Origin of the sequence: Novosphingobium sp. AP12 (genome assembly GCF_000281975.1) — a bacterium.
Lineage (GTDB): Bacteria > Pseudomonadota > Alphaproteobacteria > Sphingomonadales > Sphingomonadaceae > Novosphingobium.
Genome location: NZ_AKKE01000155.1, coordinates 22,186 through 40,708 on the forward strand (window position 1 = coordinate 22,186; position 18,523 = coordinate 40,708).

Genomic DNA, 18,523 nt, shown 5'->3' on the forward strand with positions numbered 1-18,523 from the left:
GGTCTAAACTCATGTGGGGCGTTGCCTGCTGCTGGACGGTCCCGGCCTGACCTATAGGGGCTGGCAGTGCCCACAGGCTTTCGAGAATGACCCGTCAGCCCGGCCTAGCCTCCGAGTGAAGGATCGTAGGTCGGCGATGTCGTTGGCCACGACTTTCCGGTAGCCCCGTTCTGTGTAGGAACCGTCATCCCTGCCGGTAGCGATGGTGCGGCAGGTCGCGCGATGCAGGACGGTATAGGCCGGTCGGAGCCCGCGTTCGACGTTCAGGACAAAACCATCTGGATGATCCGCAACCCAACGCAGGTAGCCTGCGTCATCGTCGGAAAACTCGAACGCTGGCACCGGGGTCAAAGCGGGTTCGCGATTGTCAGGCATAGCTTGCAACTTGTTGCACGGCGGGGGCCTTCACCATTCCGGCCATCCCTGGCGGCGAGGGCCAGATGATCGCCGCCGTCTCGAATAGGGTCGCCGCGCGCGCGGCGATGGTACTCTCGTTCCACTCGGTCGGATGGTCGCGCAAAAGTCGGGCGTTGAGTTCCAGCTTGGTATGCAGTCCGAGCCCGGCTTGCTTTGAACTCTGTCCGTCCGGTGCGGTCCACGGGCCGTGGCTTAGGGCTTTATTCAAGGCAGCGCTTACCAGCGTCAGGTTTCCTATTCCCTGCACCCGCCAGTTACGGTCGTCGCGCGTGACGGTGGGGTCGTGGATCGGCCAATGCGTGTCCCACGTCTGCGGCATGATGTGCTCGATCTCCAACTTGTCGAAGTTGAAGACCAGCACCGGCTCGGACTTTACCGCCTGCCGCTGGTAGTGCTCCTCAATGGCGCGCAGGACCATGAGGACGCGGTTTCTTCGCAGATTGCCGTAGAACTTCTTGTTCAGCCAATCGGACCTGAACGCTTCGTCGGTGGGCCACCTGTCCGGCCCATCGGGCGCTGCTGACAATGCGGCGTGCAGCGTAGGGGCCGCAGGGCTGTCGTCGGGAAGGCCAACGACCTTGTCCAGGAGGGCAAGCGCCAGCGTGCCGTAACCGCGCGTCTGCATTCCGCAGACCGTGCGGCGGACCAGATAGCTTTCCAAAATCTGGCCGCACAGGTTGCGGTCTACGGCATCGGACCCCGGACGCCCCATAATCGCCAGCAGGAGCGGATGAAACACGATCACATCCAAGACCTTCAAGCGGCGCAGGAAGGTATCGAAGCGGGTCTTCCCGGAGGGGCCGTCAATCTCGCGGAACCGGACGGCATCGGCCTGAACATCCTTCATCAGGGCTGAAACGTCGAGCTTGCCCGCCTCGGTGCGGGCACCTCCAGAAGCAACATATGACAGGAAGCGATCATACAGGTGCTTTGCGGAGACCTGTTCACGAACGTGGCGCGTGATCCAGTTCAATAGGAACGTGTCGATCCGGGCTCGGGCGGCATGGCCGGTGCCGACATTGGCGCGCCAGTAGTCGCTGTCACTGTCGAATGGCCGCCAGTGTTCCGAGTACAGGTCTACGGTCTCCAGCCTTTGCCGAGTGCCCTCCCAAAGCAGCCAGTTCTTGATGAGGTCTGCCGGGAGAAGGGGCGTGCCATGCGCATTCAGTGTCTCGAAGATCGCTTGAGGTTCATCGCTGCTGTCCAGATCGAGAACGATCAGACGCAAATGATCCTTCAGAGCGCTGGCGAGCGCCTTGGCGCGCTCTCCATGCTGGTCCACGTTCAGCCACGTGGCGAACTCCTGACGGAAAAAGGCATAGGCTTGAGCCATTCGCGTATGGTGATGCAGGGGCCCATCAGCGGCGTTCGCATCCATGACATCGCGGAAGGGTACCCTGTCCTCATTGGTCGGCCAGACCTTGTAGCGCTCCTCATCCTCGGAATACGCAGGATTGCTTGTCAGTGGAGCGATCTGGCGCGCGGCAATGTCTACAGCCTTGGCGGCGGCCTCATCGCCCGTGACGAGAGGGCGCAGTGCTTCAAGGGCGTGCTCTGCCGCCTTCAGTACGAGTTGCAGCGTCGTAAGCCGCTGCTGGCCATCAATAACTTCGCGGCGAGGGAGGCTAAACACCGGGTTCGGGGTCTGCTCCAGCACCACCGTACCAAGGAAGTGGGCAGGCACCGCCTTGCCGTCGGCATTGAGAACCCGATCTGCCGCCGCCCGGACATCTTCCCACAGCGGCTCCCATTGATCTTCCCGGCTCCAAACGTATGGGCGCTGGAACAGTGGCACCGTGTAGCGGGTCTGCTGGGTAAACACATTCATCACGGAAATGTAGCTCGGCTGCATTTCTACCCCTGTTGGATCGCGCGGGCCGGAAGTGGCGCTTCTGCCTACGAATAGAGCGAAGTGACATTACCAAATCTACAAAGCCGACCACTTTTTTTGTCAACGCCGACTATAGCACGTGACATGTTATGTGCCTCTTGTCATTGTTTATAAACGATAAAAGAGGTGAAAATGCTTGTCGGTTACGCCCGTGTATCCACGGTCGATCAGGTTGCCGGGCTGGAAGGCCAAGTGCGCGACCTCGGTGCAACAGGTTGCACGAAGCTGTTTTCGGAACGGGTCTCCTCGGTCGCGCAACGCGATGAGTTGGCGGCGGCGCTGGAGTTCGTGCGCGAAGGTGACACGTTGGTCGTAACCCGTCTTGACCGGCTCGCCCGGAGCACGGCGGACCTGTTAGCGATCATCGCAACTCTCGAAGGCAAAGGAGTGGCCCTGCGCATTCTCGACTTCGGCGGGCAAGCTGTGGACACCACCTCGCCATCGGGCAGGCTTATCGTGACACTTTTCGGCGCTGTTGCCCAGTTCGAGCGGGAGCTTCTGTTGGTCCGAATGCGTGAGGGCATTGAGAAGGCGAAGTCCGAAGGGAAATACCGTGGCCGCGTCCCTACAGCCTTACGGCAGGCTTCTCGTGTCCAGGCCATGCGGGCGTCAGGTGCCGGAGCGTCACAGATCGCAGCTTCGCTGAAAATCAGCCGGAGTTCCGTGTACCGCATTTTCGCGATGGGTGCCTCCTGTGAGAGCGTTTGATCCAGACCGGTTGCTGGCCTCGCTTCCAGTTGCTTCGCTATGCCCACCACGTGATAGGGCCCCTACGCGCTTCCGGGAATGGCGATGGCCGTCAATGAAGCCTTACAACGGCTTCGGGCATGTCGAGCGGGTACGTAGCTGGCAGATCGGGCGGTGGTTAGTCGATGCAGGCTGCTTGCTCCGGCCAGATCACTGCTCGATTTGTGGCGGCTCGGATCGTGTTCGGCGGCATGGGGAGAACTATGCCGATGTAACCCGGTCACCCGCCGTCTGCCATCGCTGCCACATGAGGGTTCATCGTAGGTTCGTGAACCAGCAAGCATGGCGGACCATGATCGACACCTATATCGTAAGCGGCGAGGAATGGTTTGCTCAACTTCCTGCCGAGCCCTTCGATCTCGCGCGCCATCTTCGGAACCTCCATAGCCCGGAGGGGGCGGTGATCGAGTGGGCATTGCCGCCAGCGTTGATCGAGTTCGCGGCAATACGTGATGCACTCCCGTCAGGCTCACCATGACGGGCAAAACGCGGACCTACGAGACCGCTTAGGAAGCTATGCGTGCCCGCGAGATTGTGGCGATAAGGGCGTTCGCTTCTGCATTGATCCGCTCGCGCTTGCGCTCGAAAATGGTGATCTCGCCCCAGCCCGGCATGTGGTCCGGGATGAAATAGTATGGATCGCCATGCGGGACGCAAAGATGGGCGAGGACGACATCTCGAACCGCCGTGCCTAGGTTTTCCGGCGTCGAAAAGGCGAAGTAGCGGGCGCAGGATAGGGAGGCGCGATCTTGGGCCTCGCTCGTGCCCTTATCTCGCCAAAATGGATAGGAACGGTGATATGCCGCGACCTTGCCCTCGGCGCGCTCAATCTCGGACAAGCTGGGGCTGCTTCCGTGCTCCCAAATCCAGTGTTGCGCCCGTTTCTGTTCGTTGGGCTCCCACGAAAAGTCTCCGGCGCTGTCAACCAAGCCGATTTGGCCGACGAACGGCACGCCCATCGAGAAGTGGTCAACTCGTTGCGTGCCGGGCTGCATCATGTGTCCCCGGCCTTTCTCCCTCAACCTCAATCCACCGAAAGCTGGCTCTTCAGCCAAAGCCACTAGGAGGTCTGCTCTCGCAGCCGCTTCCTGCTCTGATGACCCAAGGACCAGCAGATTGTCGGCGTAGGTGATGACGCTCGGACCGAAGTCGATCCGGTTGTCGGCCAGCAGTTGGCCTATCAAAACCTCTCCGGCAATGGGAGACGACGCGGCACCCAACGGCAAGCCGTTCGATGAACCGAGGGGAGGAGAACCCGGTACACTCCGTACAATAGCACGGGGACGATCATCGCCTCGTTCGATAGTCTCGTTGAAGACCACGAACCTGACGACGGCCTCCGGTAACGGACGCAGCGTTACCGCCAGCGATGAACGCTCGATGCTTCCGTAGAAGTTCGTGGCATCCAGTTCGACGGCATGTGTCATGCCGCCGTCGCGGGCGACTTCGACAGCTTTGAGGGCTGCCGGTATCCCACCGTTGAAGAGAAACTGGTTCTCGCGGGGGGGATGGAGGGCGCGGATCAAACGAGCCGCGAAGTTCTGATGTGCCCGCTTGAGCGGGCCGAAGGATTGGACCGTGCGGACACGGCTATCGGTTTCTGTGATTTGCCGGATCAGCACGGGTTCATGACTTGGCCTGCGCAGATCGAACCGCTCGGCGAGGGCCGTTATGGCGGCTGGCGTGGTGCCGTGCAGGCGACCCGCCCGCACCATGCCTTCGTATACGAAAAGAACCGCCAGCTTGCGGTCGTGCAACAGTTGTCGGACCCTGTCCCGCTGCGCGCGCCTCGGCAAAGCAACGAGGGCCGCGAAAACCCGTTCACGCTCCGCCCGTAGTGCGGTGATCAACGCAATGAACTCGGGATTGGCATCGACGAACCTACGCCAGTCCCAGTATCGCGGCGTCATGCGTAGCGTCGGGTATATCTGTGCGCGCGGTGCCGTAGCCATTCCCGGCAGTCTACTGTCGGTGCGTAAACAACATCTTACGGGCGGTCAGTGAAGTCGCATCCCACTCGGCCAACCTGTGTCAGTCGAGCAACGTCCCGGCGTTGACCCCCAGCGCCTTTGCCAGCCGCTCGACCACTTCAATCGTGGGGTTGCGAGCGCCGCGCTCGATGTCGCTGATGTACGACCGGGCGATAGGTACGTGATCCGCGAACGTCTCCTGTGACATCCCAGCCGCCTTACGCAGGCGGGCTACGTTACGCCCCAATCGATTTTGGATGTCGCCCATCGACGAGCGTAAGCCGCAAATGCCACCGATCAGGCAACCCGCGATGAGTGGCATTCCGCTCATGCTGTCCTCGCCAAATGTCACTCATCGTATACGAAGGCTTCACGTTTTTCCCGTATGCTCCAGAGCATTGCAGCAAGCGGGATATGTATGACTGGTGCGCAGGTGATCCGGGTTCCGGCCTATCGGGCCGAGACGACAGAGCGGCAGAGGAGATGGTCACGGATTTGCGCCGTGGCTGGTGTGGGGGCCATCATCTTGGGGATCGCATCATGCACGTGGGCGAACTGGGCGGAACGGGCGAGTACGCAAAGCGAAGCAGTGCAACATGTTGCACCCGCCGCCCCGGTCGATCTGAAGGCCAAGATAGCGCCGGACGCCGTGGAGATCATGAAGCGGTCGGACTATTCCAAGACCTATGCCAAGCTCGGCAAGGCCCAGTTCGCAAACGCCAATGAACTGGCCCCTTGGGCCGCCATGGCGGCGGCAGCGGACGATGCTTGCCCGAAGGTCAACCTCGTCGGCATTTCCGACACTGCCACCCGCGCGAAGCTGGTCTGGTACGTCGACTGCGATGGGGGGAAAAGGATGATGATAGATCAGGAGAGCGCAGAGGCTGCACGGACGCAGCATGACGCCGAGGGGGGCGCGTAACCATGTGGTTCGTCATTATCGGATGTGTGTTGCTCGTTGCCAGCCGCCTGTGCCTCCCAATGGAAAGCCCGGAGAAGCGGAAGGCGCGTGCCCTGTCGCTGGTGCCGAACTTCACTCCCGTCGTGGAGCATCAGCAACCGGACAAGGCTCTGACCCTGATGCTTGACCCGGCCAGCGACCGCTTCGTGCTCATGAAGGGTCTCGACGAGTTGCGCGTGTTCGACTTCGAGCAACTGGTTTCGGCGGAAACTGTCAGTGACGGCAAGAGCATCGAAAAGACCAACCGGGGGAGCCAAGCCATGGGCGTCGCGGTCGGCGGTGCGCTACTCGGCCCGGTCGGCATGTTGATTGGCGGCCTGTCAGGATCGAAGCGCCGCCACGCCACGGTGAAGCAGCTATCGTTGAAGCTCTACACCAACGATGTCCATTTCCCGGTATCCGAGATAGTCTTCTTCAAGAACAGTGCGGGACTTCCCGTGGACAGCCGCCCGGTCAAGCAGGCAGCATCCCAGCTTGATGAGTGGTACGCGAAGTTCCTCACGATCTTGCATGGTCAGCGGAAAGAGCACCCTGAACCTCTCCCGGTGCAACCGGTCGCCTCAAGCGCCGGTTTCGGGCGACGCCGAGGATTGCTTTCGGGCAACTAACTCTCGCCGTCGAATATCGGTATGATCAGCGCTCACTTGCGAGGGTACCATGCTCATTAGGGCCAAAGTGGTTTCAGTTGTCCCCGCTTCGACGTTTCATATCATTATGGTACCGGGTAGAGAAATGGGAGGCTAGGGTGCGGTTTTCTGCCTTGTTATTCTTGATATGTGCGCTTTCGGCCTGCTCAAAATCCAACGGTGAGTTATGCGTCGATAACTACATGGAGATTTACGATCAAGGCCATCCTAAAGCGTCGGCAAAGACCCGAAAGGCCGTGAAGCAGTTGGTGACCGTGGAGTGTACCGACCCAAACAGCAAATGATCGCCTAAATGCGCAGTGGTTTCATGGCTTTTTGCCGTTCCAGAGGCATGTTCCTGTGTCCAAAACATCTAATCCTTGCCCGGCCCGATGCATCGCTGCGAAACCTACGCAACATGACGTAGACGAAGAGGCGCTTAGTAATGCTGGCATTTTAGGCGACTGGAAGAACCGTGCGATGCGTTGCGCGCATTGTGGTGAGATTTACTCTAACGAACCGCACGGGAAAATCCGTCGTGGTTATTTCAAGGGCAATACCCTCATGACGGCGGAAAACTGGCAGCCATTCAACGGCTAGTCATGATAAGTTGCGCTACCACCAAATAGCACATTACGTCGTCTAGAAAGGACGATTGAGCGTTTTTATGTTCTTCCGTGAGAGGTTTTCATGATTTGGCTTGTTGGTATCGCTGTTGTGCTGCTGGCCATCCTTGCCGTGATAGGTATCCAGTTGAATACCCATCTTTATGAAGTCCGGTGTGCTGTAGACCGCTTATCATCTATCCGGCACTTGGCCGAGGGCCAAAGGGACTTGGCGCAAACAGCGCTGGAGACTTTAGGGCACATAGAGAGGCACACGGCTACAATCGCCGCCCCCGAATATGACCGGCAATATGAAGCTGACCACTATCCGTGGGGCAGGCCGAAGGGAGAGTAAATGTCTCTGCGGCATCGCTTACAACGTAAGCGTCCGGCCTCCGGCGTGTTGCGGCATTTCGGCTCGGCGCTGATGGACCTCCGCTAAGGAGTCTCTTTCTGGACTCCAGAAGGAGGCTAAGTGAAGGATCGGGTGGAGATCATTGCGCGTACCGAACGGCGCAGGAAGTTTTCGGATGCTGAGAAGGCAGCGATCCTCGCCGAGGCGGATGCAGACGGAGTATCGGTCCGTCAGGTCGCAGAGCGCCGCGAGATTGCCGAGAGCCTAATTTACAACTGGCGATCGGCGCGTCGCCAGGCGGCGGCCATCGCCAGTGAAGCTTTGGAGTTCATTCCCTACGGTGCGATAATAACGACGGGGCCTGCGGCTGCGCCGGCGGTGCCGGAGACCCAGAAGGCACCGCGACCTGTTTCGTCGCCGATGCCGTCAGCGCCGGAGGAACTGGACCGCCCGCATCCCGGTGCCCGCCCCGGCGCAATAGATATAGACCTGCCCAGCGGCGTTCGCCTGTCGGTGGACAGCTACGTCAACGAGAAGGCGCTGGCCCGCGTGCTGCGTGCATTCCGGGATGTCTCGTGATCTCGTTGGCACCCGGAACGAAGGTCTATCTGGCAAGCAAGCCGGTCAGCATGCGGCTCGGCTTCGACGGGCTGGCGGCATTGGTCCGCCCCCTGTTCGCGGTCGAGACCTACGGGGGGCATGTCTTCCTTTTCCGCAGCAAGAGCGGCAACTACCTGAAGGCGCTGCATTGGGACGGAACCGGGCTTTGCCTGTTCGCCAAGCGCCTGGAACGGAGCCGTTTCGTCTGGCCGCCGCTCATCGAGGGCGGTGTCGTGCTGACCCCAGCACAGTTCGCATTGCTGATCGAAGCAATGGATTGGCGGCGCACAGTGGCCCCCGATCCGCCCCGCCTGCCGGTGCAGATTTGACGCGATAATCGCCGCATTTCCGGGCTTTCTGCTTGGGCGGAAGACCGGATTCTGCTATCGGGAAGCGTGTCTCCCGACGATCTCGAACTTCCTGCTGACCCTGCAGAACTGCGCGCTTTTGCCGAGGCGATGCGCGCGCGTCTGGCAGCTTCGGAGCAGGCGCTGGAGGCCGAACGGACGGCCCATGACGCGACCCGCGAGAAGCTTGAGACCGCCCAGAACTCCATCAAGCTGACGGCACTGCAGATCGAGAAGTTCAAGGTCCAGTTAGCCCGCCTCCGGCGCATGAAGTTCGGGCAGTCGTCGGAACGCCTTTCTCTTCAGGCCGATCAACTCGAGCTGACGCTGGAGGATCTCGAGGCCGAGCATGCCCATGCCGAGTGCGTGATCGAGGGGCATGTGCCCGAAGATGCTTCGGCCAAGGCTGCCCCTCGCAAGCCTCGCCGTGCTCCGCTGCCCGACCACCTGCCTCGCGACGAGGTTATGCACGCAGCGCCGGATGCCAACGGCTGCTCCGCCTGTGGGGGCACGATGGGCAAGCTCGGCGAGGACGTGACCGAAGTGCTGGAATATGTCCCCGGCCGCTTCCGCGTCGTCCGTCACGTCCGACCCAAGATTTCCTGCAACCGCTGCGATGTGATCAGTCAGGCACCGGCGCCGGCGCTGCCCGTTCCACGCGGCCGTGCCGGTCCCGGCCTGTTGGCCCACGTCATCGTCTCCAAGTTCGCCGATCACCTGCCGTTATACCGTCAGTCGCAGATCTACGCCCGCGAGGGTGTGGAGATCAGTCGCTCGACAATGGCGGACTGGCTCGGCCAGGCAAGCTGGTTGCTGCAACCGCTCGTCGATCGGATTGCCGATCACGTCATGGCCAGCGTGAAGCTCCATGCCGATGACACACCCGTCCCGGTGCTGGCGCCGGGGACCGGCAAGACGGCTACCGGCAGACTATGGGTCTACCTTCGCGATAACCGACGATGGAGCCATCTGGATAAGCCCGCGGCGCTGTTCCGCTACAGTCCCGATCGCAAGGGCGAGCGACCGCGCGAGCATCTCAAGACCTTTGCGGGCTTCCTCCAGGCGGATGCCTATGCCGGTTTCGAGCGTCTCTACGCGAGTGACCGCAAGCCAGCGCCAATCACACCGGTTGCCTGCTGGGCCCATGCGCGACGGAAGCTGAACGATGTTTATAAGGCGGACCCGAACTCGGCTGCGCTCGATGGGTTGCAGATGATCGGCGAGCTTTACGACGTCGAGCGGCAGATCGTGCGCGAACCCGCAGATTTCCGTCGCAAGGCTCGTAAGCTCTCAAAGCTCAAGGCGCTGGATTTCTTCGTGTGGGCCGACGAGGTGCTGTCCAAGGCATCGGCCCGGTCACCACTAGCCGAGGCGCTGCGTTATGCGGTCAAGCTGAAGCCGCAATTGCTCGCTTACACCGACGACGGCAGGCTGGAGATCGACAACAATCCGGCGGAGAATGCTCTCAGGGGCATAGCCGTCGGCCGCAAAAACTGGCTCTTTGCCGGTGCCGATTGCGGCGGTGAGCGCGCCGCTTCCATGCTTTCGCTTCTGGAGACGGCCAAACTTAATGGCGTCAATCCGCAGGAATGGCTTGCTGATGTGCTCGACCGCATCGGCAAGGGCCACCCGATCAACCGGATCGATGAACTGCTGCCTTGGCGATGGATTGAAGCGCGCCTTAACGTCGAAGCTTAAAATGTTGCGCAAGTCTCCTCAGTGGAGGCGTCAGGCGCGCCAATCTGCGGTAAAATCCACTGAGTTGATCAATACGCCAGGCCACACCATCGGATTTCGCAACTGCGAGAAGGCCGGGCAAACGTTGGCTGGACGTTACATCCCCGAGATTAAGGCCGAGAAGGGCGATCTTATCCCCCGCCCTCATCCAAACCATTCCCTCAGAGGTCATCACCCCATCTATCGTTTCACCTGGACCATTTTGCCACCCAGCACCCATACGGGTAATACGCCGCCCCGCTGCTTCACATAAGTCTTTGGCAAGATCGTATCGAGGATGAGACTTGTGGGTCTCGATTTCCGCAACAGCGCGAGAATGCTGTCGTGGATTAAGCCTTCCGATTGCCGTTATCGTCGATCGCAATGAACTATCTTGAACAGGATCAAGATCAGCCTGATGCCGCAGAAATCGGGCGAGTTCAGTCCAAACTGTGGATCTTTCAAGCGCCAGAAACGCCGCGTCTATCCTCTCAATCTCGGGTTCCAATTCGCCGAAGCCGCACCCTTCGGCGATAAGGTCGGCTCGAGCATGATCTGCGTCGAGAAATTTCCTGAATCGCAGATATAAGTCGAGAAAGGGCTGAGCATTCAACGCACTCAGACCTTCTTGCACTATAGGGAGAAGGTTCTCATACCTGCGTCCATTGCCAAGGAATTGACCGTGCCCGCCATTCTCAACCTGGTGAACATAGTACTCGACCAAGTAAGCCATTGCGGACGCGTGCGGGATTTCATTAATATTGTAAAAATGATCTCCAATCAGCCTTCGGATAGTGCTGGAATGACTGTCGATCAGGTCCATTGGATCTAAAGACTGCAGCGCGCCGTCAGACACCGGAACTCGAAAAGGGGGCAGGTACACAGCACTCTCCGCAGTGGCCGATTTCCTGTATGTCCGATCAGAATCTCCATCGCAACATCAGGCTACGGGCCGGGGCAGTCCCTCCTCACCATACAGATATGAGTTTCCCCTCAGCCATGATCGGACGCTTACCTTACAACTGATGTGATCTTTCGCTGATCAGGTAACTGAAATGAAGTTCGATAGATCATCGCTTGAGGATGCCGGGTTCAGAGGTTGGCTATCATTCCACGAGGTGCGTGCCAGCGACGCGATCCCGACAACTGGCGGGGTCTATGTCGTCACCTACGCCTGTGCGCCTCCAGCGGCCTTCCTGTCGCAAAATCCGGGCGGTAGGTTCAAAGGCCGTGATCCCAGTGTTCCCGCCACTGCTCTTGCCGCGAACTGGATCGACGCCGAGGTGGTCTATATCGGGAAAGCTAACCAGCTACGACGGCGCATCCGTGAGTATGCCGACTTCGGGGCAGGCAAACCCATAGGGCACTGGGGCGGTCGCCTTATCTGGCAGCTTGCCCGGCCAGACCTACTTCGCATCGCATGGAGAGAGACACCCGGTGAGGTGCCGCTTGTCGTCGAAGGAGCGATGATTACCGAGTTCAGGCGGCAACATGGCAAGCCGCCCTTCGCCAACGATCCTCACAAGCTGGGTCGGTAGAGCGCGATCAAAATCGGGCTGCTGACCGGCACGCAATAAGCGAATATCGTGGCATGAACGTCAACCGTAACGTCAGGCATTCCGTCGTTTTCGGCTGCGGACGGACACGCCTGTTTGACAATGAGACCAAGAAGTCTAGCGATCTAATATGGTCCTAAGGGTGGTCCTAACACTGTCGTCGAGGACATGCAGAAATGGCGGAAAACCGTGCAACTTGTTGCATGGCGCGCTTCCCTGTCGGGCGCGCCAGTTTCCTACTTCTCCTGTGCGAACCACCTACCCGGTGCGGCGCGGGGCTGCGGGCCGGTGATTGCCAGCGTGTCGGGGTCGTAAAGAAAACCGCCCTTCATCACGCCCGCGATCTTCGTGGTGTTGGTGATGTCGGCGGCCGGGTCGGCATCGAGGATGACGAGGTCGGCGTACTTGCCGGGCTCGAGGCTGCCGACGTCGGCCTGGTGACCGATCACTTCGGCCGAGCCGATGGTCGCCGCGTGCAGGACTTCCATGGGCGTACCGCCGCCCGAGGCCAGCGCTTCCATCTCCCAGTGATAGCCCAGGCCCTGGATTTCGCCGTGGCTGCCGACCCCGATCAGGCCGCCGGCGCGCTGGACCTCCAGCGCGTCGTGGGCAAAGCGCTGGTAGGTCTCGGCCTCGTCCGGGAGCCAGGGGCGGTTGCGCAGCTTGGAGCTGGCGACGCCGGGGGGCACGAAGTGAGACCAGCGCGGATCGCGGTCTGGCCGGCGCTCGCGGATGAACTGTGCATAGGCGCCCGCGCCACCGTAGAGCACGCCGATGGTGGGCGTGTACGACATGCGGCTGCGCGCGATGAGCTGTATCACGTCGCCATGGAGCGGGGAAATCGGCAGTGCGTGCTCGTTGCCGGAATAGCCGTCGAGCGCGTGGGTGAGGTCCATGGTCAGGTCGGCAGCACCTTCGGTGGTGGGCATCATGCCGAGGTCCTTCGCCGCCTCGATCACGTATTGCCGCACCGCCCGGCCGCCCGCCATGTACTGCTTGATGTTGCGGGTGCCGTAGTGGTCGCGGTAGCGTGTGAGTACGTCGATTGCGTCCTGCTTGGAGGCGATGTTGCTGTTCACGAAGACGCCGGGGCCGGTCGACCATGCGCGGGGTCCGGGCATCATGCCGGCGTCGATCATGTCTTGGTAGACGAAGGCGTCCCAGGTGAACGGCTGCGGATCCAGGCCCGAGGTGACCCCGTAGGCGAGGTTCACCGCGAAGTCCCAGTGCTCGGGGTCCTGGATGGTGCGGCGAATCTCGAACCAGTGGGCGTGGGTGTCGACGAAGCCCGGGACGATGAACTTGCCGGCGCAGTCGCGTATGGAAGCGCCCGCCGGTATCGCCACGGACCCGCGCGGGCCGACCGCCAGCACGCGGTCGGCGGAGATGACCACGTCGGCGTCGCGGATCACTTCGGGGCCGGCCATCGGGTAGACGGTGGCACCGCGCAGGACCTGAACGCCCTGCGGCACGAACCGGGGCACGGTGATTTCGACGCGGTGGGTCTCGGCGGCGGCTTCGGCGGTTCCGGGGGCGGATGAAGCGGCGGCGCTCGCGGCGATGCGGCGGAAGGTGGAGCCGACCGACCAGCTGAGGGTCTTGCCGTCGTCCGACCAGTCGGCGAAGTCCGCGCCGATGCGGGTCAGCTTACGCGCGGCGATGGAGGGCGCGTCGAGGTCGATGGTCGGTGCCTGCGCGCCGTTGGCGGGCGGGATGTTGACGAGATAGAGTTCCGAGGCGGCGCGGGCGAGGACCTGGTGGCCGTCGGGGCTGAGGCGCAGGTCCTGCACCGGCGTCGGCACGCCGACGTACTGCCCCATGTTGCGCGCGACGACCTTGACCTCGACCTGCGCCGGACCGCCGCTGAGCGGCACCGAGGATAACCCGGCCGGCGCCAGGAACCACACGCGCGCTGCGTCGGGACCGAGCTGGAGCGAGCGCGCGCCGAAGGCATGGGCGACGAGCCGGGGCTCTCCACCGGATGCCGAAATCGTCACGATGTCGGTCGGGCGATCGGGGTCGATCTCGCTGATGGTCTCGAGCCGGTCGAACTGACTGGCGCGCAGCAGGACCACGCTGCGCCCGTCACGCGTGAAGCGCGGTTCGGTGTAGTAGGCGGGGGCCTTGGTCAGTTGCCGGGGTTTGCCGCCGCTGGCGGGCACGGTCCAGACCTGACCGCCATCCTTCGCGGTCCAGGTGACGTAGACGAGGGTCTTGCCGTCGGGCGACCAGTTCGGCTGGAAGGCGTCGGCGGGGACCAGCTTTCGTGGGGCTCCCCCGCTCAGCGGCTTCACGTAAAGCGCGCCTAGTGCGGTGAAGGCGAGGGTCTTGCCGTCCGGCGACTGGCGCGGGCCCTGGATGATCCGCGCGCGGACCGGGCCGTCCTTCTGCTTCTGCGAGACGCGGGTGAGCGGGCCAATGGCCTGATCGACCTCTGCGGTGAAGGGGATCGGCGTGGACCGGCCGCTGGCGATGTCGAGCCGGGCGATGCCGCCGTTCAGGCCCATGACGATCGACTTGTCGTCCGGCGCGAAAGTGAAGCGCGGGGTGAGGTCTGCGTAGTAGCCGCCCTCCTGCGCGTCGTGGTCGATCCTGGCCGCGATCCAGCGGTCCTCGCCGGTGACCAGGTTGCGCAGGCGCAGGCCGGTCTGCGCGCCGTTGCGGCTGGCGTAGGCGAGCAGCCGGCCATCGTGCGAGAGCGCGGGGTGGAGGGCGCCGCCGGGCGCGCTGACGGCGGTATCCTCGGCGCCGGTGCGCAGGTCGCGGCGCGCGACCTGCCAGTTCGGCGGGTCGTCCTGGGTCCAAGTGTGGCCGAGCTTGGCGGAGTAGTAGAGGAAGTTCCCGTCGGGCGAGACCACCGCGCCCAGCGCGTTGTGGCGGGTGTCCCAGTTGGCGGGCGAGCCGGCCTCGGTGATCTGGACCCCCGCGCCGCCGTCCACGTCGAACAGGAACAGCTCGAAGGCGAGGATCGGCCGGGTCATGCGCGAGGCATAGACCTTGCTGCCGTCGGGAGACCACGCAGGCGAGGACCAGACCTCCATGCCGGTATCGCGGGACAGCTGCTTCAGGCCGGTGCCGTCGATGTTGGCGATCCACAGGTTCATCGCGCCCGAGCGGTCGGATACGAAGGCGAAGCGCTTGCCGTCGGGCGAGAACACCGGGTTACTCTCGAAGGCCATGCCGGTGAGCACGGGCCGCGCCGCGCCGCCGCCCTGCGCGTCGAGGGAGTAGATGTCGCCGAGGAGGTCGAACAGCACGATCCGGCCGTCGGGCGAGAGGTCGAGCTGGGTCCAGGTCGCGGTCGTCGCGGTGAACTTGAGCGGGCGGGTGGGCCGGAGCGTGAGCGCTTCGTCTGCCGCGTGGGCGGGGACGGACAGGGCGAGCAGGCTGGCGGCGAGGAGGAAGGCGCTCGAACGCATCTGAGGAAATTCCCGCAAAATGAAAGCAAGGCGGCAGGCCCCTCCGGTGAAGGGCCTGCCGCCGGTCGTTGGCAGTCTTACATCGTCCAGTCGAGCTTCACGCCGATGGTGCGGGGGCGGATGATCGAGCCGGCCGGCACCGCCTGCGACGTGAACGGCGCGTTGAGGATGCCGAACTTGTCGAAGATGTTATTGGCGAAGGCCATCACGCGGATGTTCTCGCCAAGGCCCATCGAGGCGCGCAGGTCGAACACGCTGAAGCCGCCGCGCTTGGCGTCGTTGCCGAAGGCGACGGGAGCCTTCGAGAGGTAGCGGTGCGCCAGCTCGATGCTGGGCGCGCCGGGCGTGTCGACCATCTCGAAGCGCACGTTGCTGGCGACCGACCACTTGGACGAACCCGGCAGCGTGGTGCCCGATCCATAGCCGCCGCCGACGGCGAAGGTGTCGGGCAGGAACTTGCTGAGGCGGCCGTCCTGATGGGTCACGTTCGAGCCGAAGCTGATCATGCGGCTCGCCTGCACGGTGCCGGCGAACTCGACGCCGTCGATCTTCGCGCCGCCCGCGTTGGTGACGTAGGAGTAGTAGTAGGGCGCGTCGGTGAAGAGGCGGGCCTGGATGTCGTTCCACTGGATGTGGAACGCGGCGAGGTCGATGGTCAGCACGTTGTCGAACAGGCTGGCCTTCACGCCGGCCTCGTAGTTGTCGACGGTGTCGCTCTTGTAGCTGGTCGGGATGCCAGTGAGGATCGCCGCGTTGGGGTTCGGCCCGCCTTCACGGTAGCCCTGCGAGTAGGTGGCGTAGGCCAGCAAATCCTTGCTCGGCTTCCACGAGAGCGAGACCTTCGGCGTGAAGCCGTCTTCCTTCTGCTTCACGCCGAAGCTGGAGGCGACCGTGGTGTAGCTGCCGGGCGCCAGCGAGCCGGGGGCGTTGGTGATCTCGGCTGTGTTGCGGGTGTTGTAGTAGCGCCCGCCCAGCGTCAGGGTCACGGTGGGCACGAACTCCCACGAGGCTTCGCCGAACACGCCCCAGTTCTTGTTCGAGGTGTCCGAAAGGTACCCGTAGATCGCGTCGTTCGGTGCGATCAGGCTGCCGGGATTGCCGCCGTAGAGCGCGGGGTTGGCGTCGATGAACGCTTCGGCGCCGCCCTGGTAGATGCGGTCGTCGCTGTGCTTGCGTGCCTTCATGTAGCTGAAGCCGATCAGCCACTGGAACGGGCCGTCGCCGGACGATGCGAGGCGCGTCTCGAACGACTTGATGTTCGCATGGGCGTCACCCAGCGAATAGGCGGCATCGTCGCCGGTGGTGACGCCGGTGACGTAGGCATACGGGTACGAATAGAGCGTGGTGTTGTTCTTGGTCGTGATCGAGCCGAGCATGGTCAGCGTCGCGAAGGACAGGTCCTGGTCGAGGCGCAGGCTGTTCAGCCAGAAGTCGGTCTTCTGCGGCTCGGCGCGCGGCGTATTGCGGATGTAGGGGTTGTCGAGGTCCAGGTAGGTCTGGTCGTCGAGCTTGGTGTCCTGGTAGGTCGACAGGTAGGTGAGCGCGGTCCCTTCCACGGGCGTGGCGACGATCGACCCACGCAGCCCGCGCGTGCGATAGTCGCTCGAACCGTTCACGCCGATGCCGGGGTTGTCGAGGTAGCCCGCGTCCACGCGCTGCAGCGCCATGACGCGAACCGCAAGCTGGTCCTTGACCAGCGGGATGTTGACCATTGCCTTGGCCGCGTAGTTCAGTTCGCCCGAGGCGTTCTTGGTCGTGCCGACGAGACCCTGCGCCGCAGCATCGAACTTCGAGGCGTCGGCCGTCTCGGCCACGTAGTTGACGGCGCCGCCCAGCGTCGAGGTGCCGAACAGCGTGCCTTGCGGCCCACGCAGCACTTCGACGCGCTTGAGGTCGAAGGTGTCGATGTCGGGGATGCCGATCGGGAAGCCCGGCTCCACCAGCGGCACTTCGTTGAGGTAGTAGCCGACCGTGGTCTGGCCCTGCTCGTGGTACGTGGTGGCGGCGATGCCGCGGATCACCACTTCCGAGATGCCCGGCTGGTAATCGTTGAAGACCACGCCCGGCAGGCGCGTGATGTAATCGGCCAGCGAGTTGGCGTTCATCGCCTTGAGCTGGTCGCCCGAGACGGCGCTGATCGGCATCGGCACGTCGTTGATGCGCAGTTCGCGCTTGGTCGCGGTGACGATGATGTCGTCCTTGGCGAGGCCGTCCGCGGCGGCGTCCTGCGCCAGAGCGGGCATGGAAACGCCCAGCCCGAGAACGGTGGAGGTGAGTATCGCAGTCCTGAACATGGTCTTCATCGGCTTGCCCTCATGTTGTCGGGGGCGATCCCGTCTCGTGGACGGTCCACCCTCGTTCGATTGTGCCGGCATTATGGCCGGCTTCCCTGACTTCCTCCGGGCCGCGCTGTCGCGCGATCCGGAAAACTCCCTAAATTGCCGTCTCACCAGCTTGCGCCGGCGGCGGCTTCATTCCGAGGCGAGCGCTTCCTGGGGGAGGCGCTGCGCGTTCATGCGTGTCATCCAGCCGGCAAGCGCATCGTCGCCGGTGCCTGAAATCAGTTCGGACAGCGCGGTCAGCGTCTCGTCCTGGCCCATCTTGAAGCTGGCCCAGGTCGAGCGGACCTGCGCGCGGAAGGCGATGATGCGGCCGAGCATCGGCTCGACGCGGGGGCCGGCGCGCTCTATCGTCCAGGGATCGGGCAGGCCCTCCTCCATGGTGTCCGACAGGCGGACCACCGATTCCAGCGTCTCGTCCGGGACGAAGTCGACGTCCACCTCGATGGCGGCGACTGCGTAGTTCCAGGTCGGCACCCACACCGGATTGCTCACCAGCGAGGGCGACATGTAGCCGTGGGGGCCGGAGAACAGCGCCAGCGCGCGCGGGTTGGCGCGCAGGTGCTCGACCTGCGGATTGGCGCGCGAGCAGTGGCCGAACAGCGAACTCAGTCCGCCCGAGGCATCCGTCTCGGCCAGCAGCGGCAGCGGGATCGCCTGGAAATGGCCGCCCTGCGCGGAGACAAGCCATGCGAGGGGATGCTCGCGGATGAGCTTCAGCAGGTCTTGCGCGGTGCCGGACGGGAACTTCATTTCCGCACTGTCGCGCCGAGCGATCGTCCCTTCAATCGGCCAATTTCGAAAGACTCAGGGGTCCAAGCGGGACCAATGCTCAGCCGTCGCCCGGAAAGGCTTGCGACCGGCAGCAGCGCTGCGCCCAGCGCGATCGGCGGGCCGCGCCGTCCTGGGACCTGCGGCTCCGGCTACGGGCCACATTTGGTTTCGCGCCTTGCCTCAGGCCCCAAGCACCCTGA

At 62.8% G+C, this 18,523-nt stretch carries 15 protein-coding genes; 8 read left to right on the forward strand and 7 right to left on the reverse strand.

The features are described from left to right. Window positions 1-367 precede the first annotated feature (367 nt). On the reverse strand, window positions 368-2,269 hold the full coding sequence (locus tag PMI02_RS21510; protein WP_007686918.1) for a DUF262 domain-containing protein: 1,902 nt from the start codon (window positions 2,267-2,269) through the stop codon (window positions 368-370). A gap of 171 nt (window positions 2,270-2,440) precedes the next feature. Here PMI02_RS21510 and PMI02_RS21515 point away from each other — a divergent pair, with 171 nt between their 5' ends. Beyond that, the gene (locus PMI02_RS21515) at window positions 2,441-3,016 is read left to right on the forward strand and encodes a recombinase family protein (RefSeq protein WP_007686920.1); all 576 of its coding nucleotides are present in this window, start codon (window positions 2,441-2,443) and stop codon (window positions 3,014-3,016) included. Window positions 3,017-3,347: 331 nt separating this feature from the next. Beyond that, entirely contained in the window at window positions 3,348-3,533 is a 186-nt protein-coding gene (locus PMI02_RS27410; protein WP_162130170.1) for a hypothetical protein, read from the forward strand. Between the two features lie 28 nt (window positions 3,534-3,561). Here PMI02_RS27410 and PMI02_RS21520 read toward each other — a convergent pair whose 3' ends face one another. Then, window positions 3,562-4,965 carry a hypothetical protein gene (locus PMI02_RS21520; protein WP_036504957.1) on the reverse strand — a complete coding sequence of 468 codons (1,404 nt, stop codon included), beginning with the start codon at window positions 4,963-4,965 and terminating at the stop codon, window positions 3,562-3,564. Between the two features lie 121 nt (window positions 4,966-5,086). Continuing rightward, a complete protein-coding gene (locus tag PMI02_RS21525) occupies window positions 5,087-5,356 on the reverse strand; it encodes a helix-turn-helix domain-containing protein (protein WP_007686924.1) in 270 nt (89 codons plus the stop codon). A gap of 87 nt (window positions 5,357-5,443) precedes the next feature. Here PMI02_RS21525 and PMI02_RS21530 point away from each other — a divergent pair, with 87 nt between their 5' ends. From PMI02_RS21530 to PMI02_RS21555, 5 genes are all read left to right on the forward strand, one after another. After that, window positions 5,444-5,947 carry a hypothetical protein gene (locus PMI02_RS21530; protein ID WP_007686925.1) on the forward strand — a complete coding sequence of 168 codons (504 nt, stop codon included), beginning with the start codon at window positions 5,444-5,446 and terminating at the stop codon, window positions 5,945-5,947. Window positions 5,948-5,949: 2 nt separating this feature from the next. Beyond that, a complete protein-coding gene (locus tag PMI02_RS21535) occupies window positions 5,950-6,594 on the forward strand; it encodes a hypothetical protein (protein WP_007686927.1) in 645 nt (214 codons plus the stop codon). 1,098 nt (window positions 6,595-7,692) lie between these two features. Beyond that, window positions 7,693-8,151 (forward strand): transposase, encoded by a 459-nt coding sequence (locus tag PMI02_RS21545; protein WP_007686931.1) that lies wholly within the window; start codon window positions 7,693-7,695, stop codon window positions 8,149-8,151. Next, window positions 8,148-8,501: an IS66 family insertion sequence element accessory protein TnpB gene (tnpB, locus tag PMI02_RS21550; RefSeq protein ID WP_007686934.1), complete on the forward strand. Its 354-nt coding sequence runs from the start codon at window positions 8,148-8,150 to the stop codon at window positions 8,499-8,501. The genes PMI02_RS21545 and tnpB overlap by 4 nt, the downstream gene beginning before the upstream one ends. Before the next feature lie 129 nt (window positions 8,502-8,630). Next, complete coding sequence (locus PMI02_RS21555) at window positions 8,631-10,217, forward strand: IS66 family transposase (RefSeq protein ID WP_007686937.1); 1,587 nt, start codon at window positions 8,631-8,633, stop codon at window positions 10,215-10,217. On the opposite strand, the gene PMI02_RS27415 is transcribed toward PMI02_RS21555, so the two are convergent. Then, window positions 10,201-11,058 carry a DUF4375 domain-containing protein gene (locus PMI02_RS27415; protein WP_157222641.1) on the reverse strand — a complete coding sequence of 286 codons (858 nt, stop codon included), beginning with the start codon at window positions 11,056-11,058 and terminating at the stop codon, window positions 10,201-10,203. The two genes, PMI02_RS21555 and PMI02_RS27415, sit on opposite strands and share 17 nt — an antisense overlap. Window positions 11,059-11,290: 232 nt before the next feature. Between PMI02_RS27415 and PMI02_RS26600 the strand changes: the two genes are divergently transcribed. Continuing rightward, the gene (locus tag PMI02_RS26600) at window positions 11,291-11,773 is read left to right on the forward strand and encodes a hypothetical protein (RefSeq protein ID WP_007686940.1); all 483 of its coding nucleotides are present in this window, start codon (window positions 11,291-11,293) and stop codon (window positions 11,771-11,773) included. A 254-nt stretch (window positions 11,774-12,027) separates the two neighbouring features. On the opposite strand, the gene PMI02_RS21565 is transcribed toward PMI02_RS26600, so the two are convergent. The 3 genes from PMI02_RS21565 to PMI02_RS21575 all read right to left on the reverse strand — a co-directional run bounded on the left by PMI02_RS21565 (window position 12,028) and on the right by PMI02_RS21575 (window position 18,302). Beyond that, on the reverse strand, window positions 12,028-15,210 hold the full coding sequence (locus tag PMI02_RS21565; protein WP_007686942.1) for an amidohydrolase family protein: 3,183 nt from the start codon (window positions 15,208-15,210) through the stop codon (window positions 12,028-12,030). Window positions 15,211-15,287: 77 nt separating this feature from the next. Further along, window positions 15,288-17,513 (reverse strand): TonB-dependent receptor, encoded by a 2,226-nt coding sequence (locus tag PMI02_RS21570; protein WP_007686944.1) that lies wholly within the window; start codon window positions 17,511-17,513, stop codon window positions 15,288-15,290. Between the two features lie 168 nt (window positions 17,514-17,681). After that, complete coding sequence (locus tag PMI02_RS21575) at window positions 17,682-18,302, reverse strand: FMN-binding negative transcriptional regulator (RefSeq protein ID WP_007686946.1); 621 nt, start codon at window positions 18,300-18,302, stop codon at window positions 17,682-17,684. Window positions 18,303-18,523 lie beyond the last annotated feature (221 nt).

What these genes read in the sequence shown, in the direction of transcription:
- PMI02_RS21510 (WP_007686918.1), bottom strand. Translation starts at nt 2,269, where the DNA reads ATGCAGCCGAGCTACATTTCCGTGATGAATGTGTTTACCCAGCAGACC.
- PMI02_RS21515 (WP_007686920.1), top strand. Translation starts at nt 2,441, where the DNA reads ATGCTTGTCGGTTACGCCCGTGTATCCACGGTCGATCAGGTTGCCGGG.
- PMI02_RS27410 (WP_162130170.1), top strand. Translation starts at nt 3,348, where the DNA reads ATGATCGACACCTATATCGTAAGCGGCGAGGAATGGTTTGCTCAACTT.
- PMI02_RS21520 (WP_036504957.1), bottom strand. Translation starts at nt 4,965, where the DNA reads ATGACGCCGCGATACTGGGACTGGCGTAGGTTCGTCGATGCCAATCCC.
- PMI02_RS21525 (WP_007686924.1), bottom strand. Translation starts at nt 5,356, where the DNA reads ATGAGCGGAATGCCACTCATCGCGGGTTGCCTGATCGGTGGCATTTGC.
- PMI02_RS21530 (WP_007686925.1), top strand. Translation starts at nt 5,444, where the DNA reads ATGACTGGTGCGCAGGTGATCCGGGTTCCGGCCTATCGGGCCGAGACG.
- PMI02_RS21535 (WP_007686927.1), top strand. Translation starts at nt 5,950, where the DNA reads ATGTGGTTCGTCATTATCGGATGTGTGTTGCTCGTTGCCAGCCGCCTG.
- PMI02_RS21555 (WP_007686937.1), top strand. Translation starts at nt 8,631, where the DNA reads ATGCGCGCGCGTCTGGCAGCTTCGGAGCAGGCGCTGGAGGCCGAACGG.
- PMI02_RS27415 (WP_157222641.1), bottom strand. Translation starts at nt 11,058, where the DNA reads ATGGACCTGATCGACAGTCATTCCAGCACTATCCGAAGGCTGATTGGA.
- PMI02_RS26600 (WP_007686940.1), top strand. Translation starts at nt 11,291, where the DNA reads ATGAAGTTCGATAGATCATCGCTTGAGGATGCCGGGTTCAGAGGTTGG.
- PMI02_RS21565 (WP_007686942.1), bottom strand. Translation starts at nt 15,210, where the DNA reads ATGCGTTCGAGCGCCTTCCTCCTCGCCGCCAGCCTGCTCGCCCTGTCC.
- PMI02_RS21570 (WP_007686944.1), bottom strand. Translation starts at nt 17,513, where the DNA reads ATGAAGACCATGTTCAGGACTGCGATACTCACCTCCACCGTTCTCGGG.
- PMI02_RS21575 (WP_007686946.1), bottom strand. Translation starts at nt 18,302, where the DNA reads ATGAAGTTCCCGTCCGGCACCGCGCAAGACCTGCTGAAGCTCATCCGC.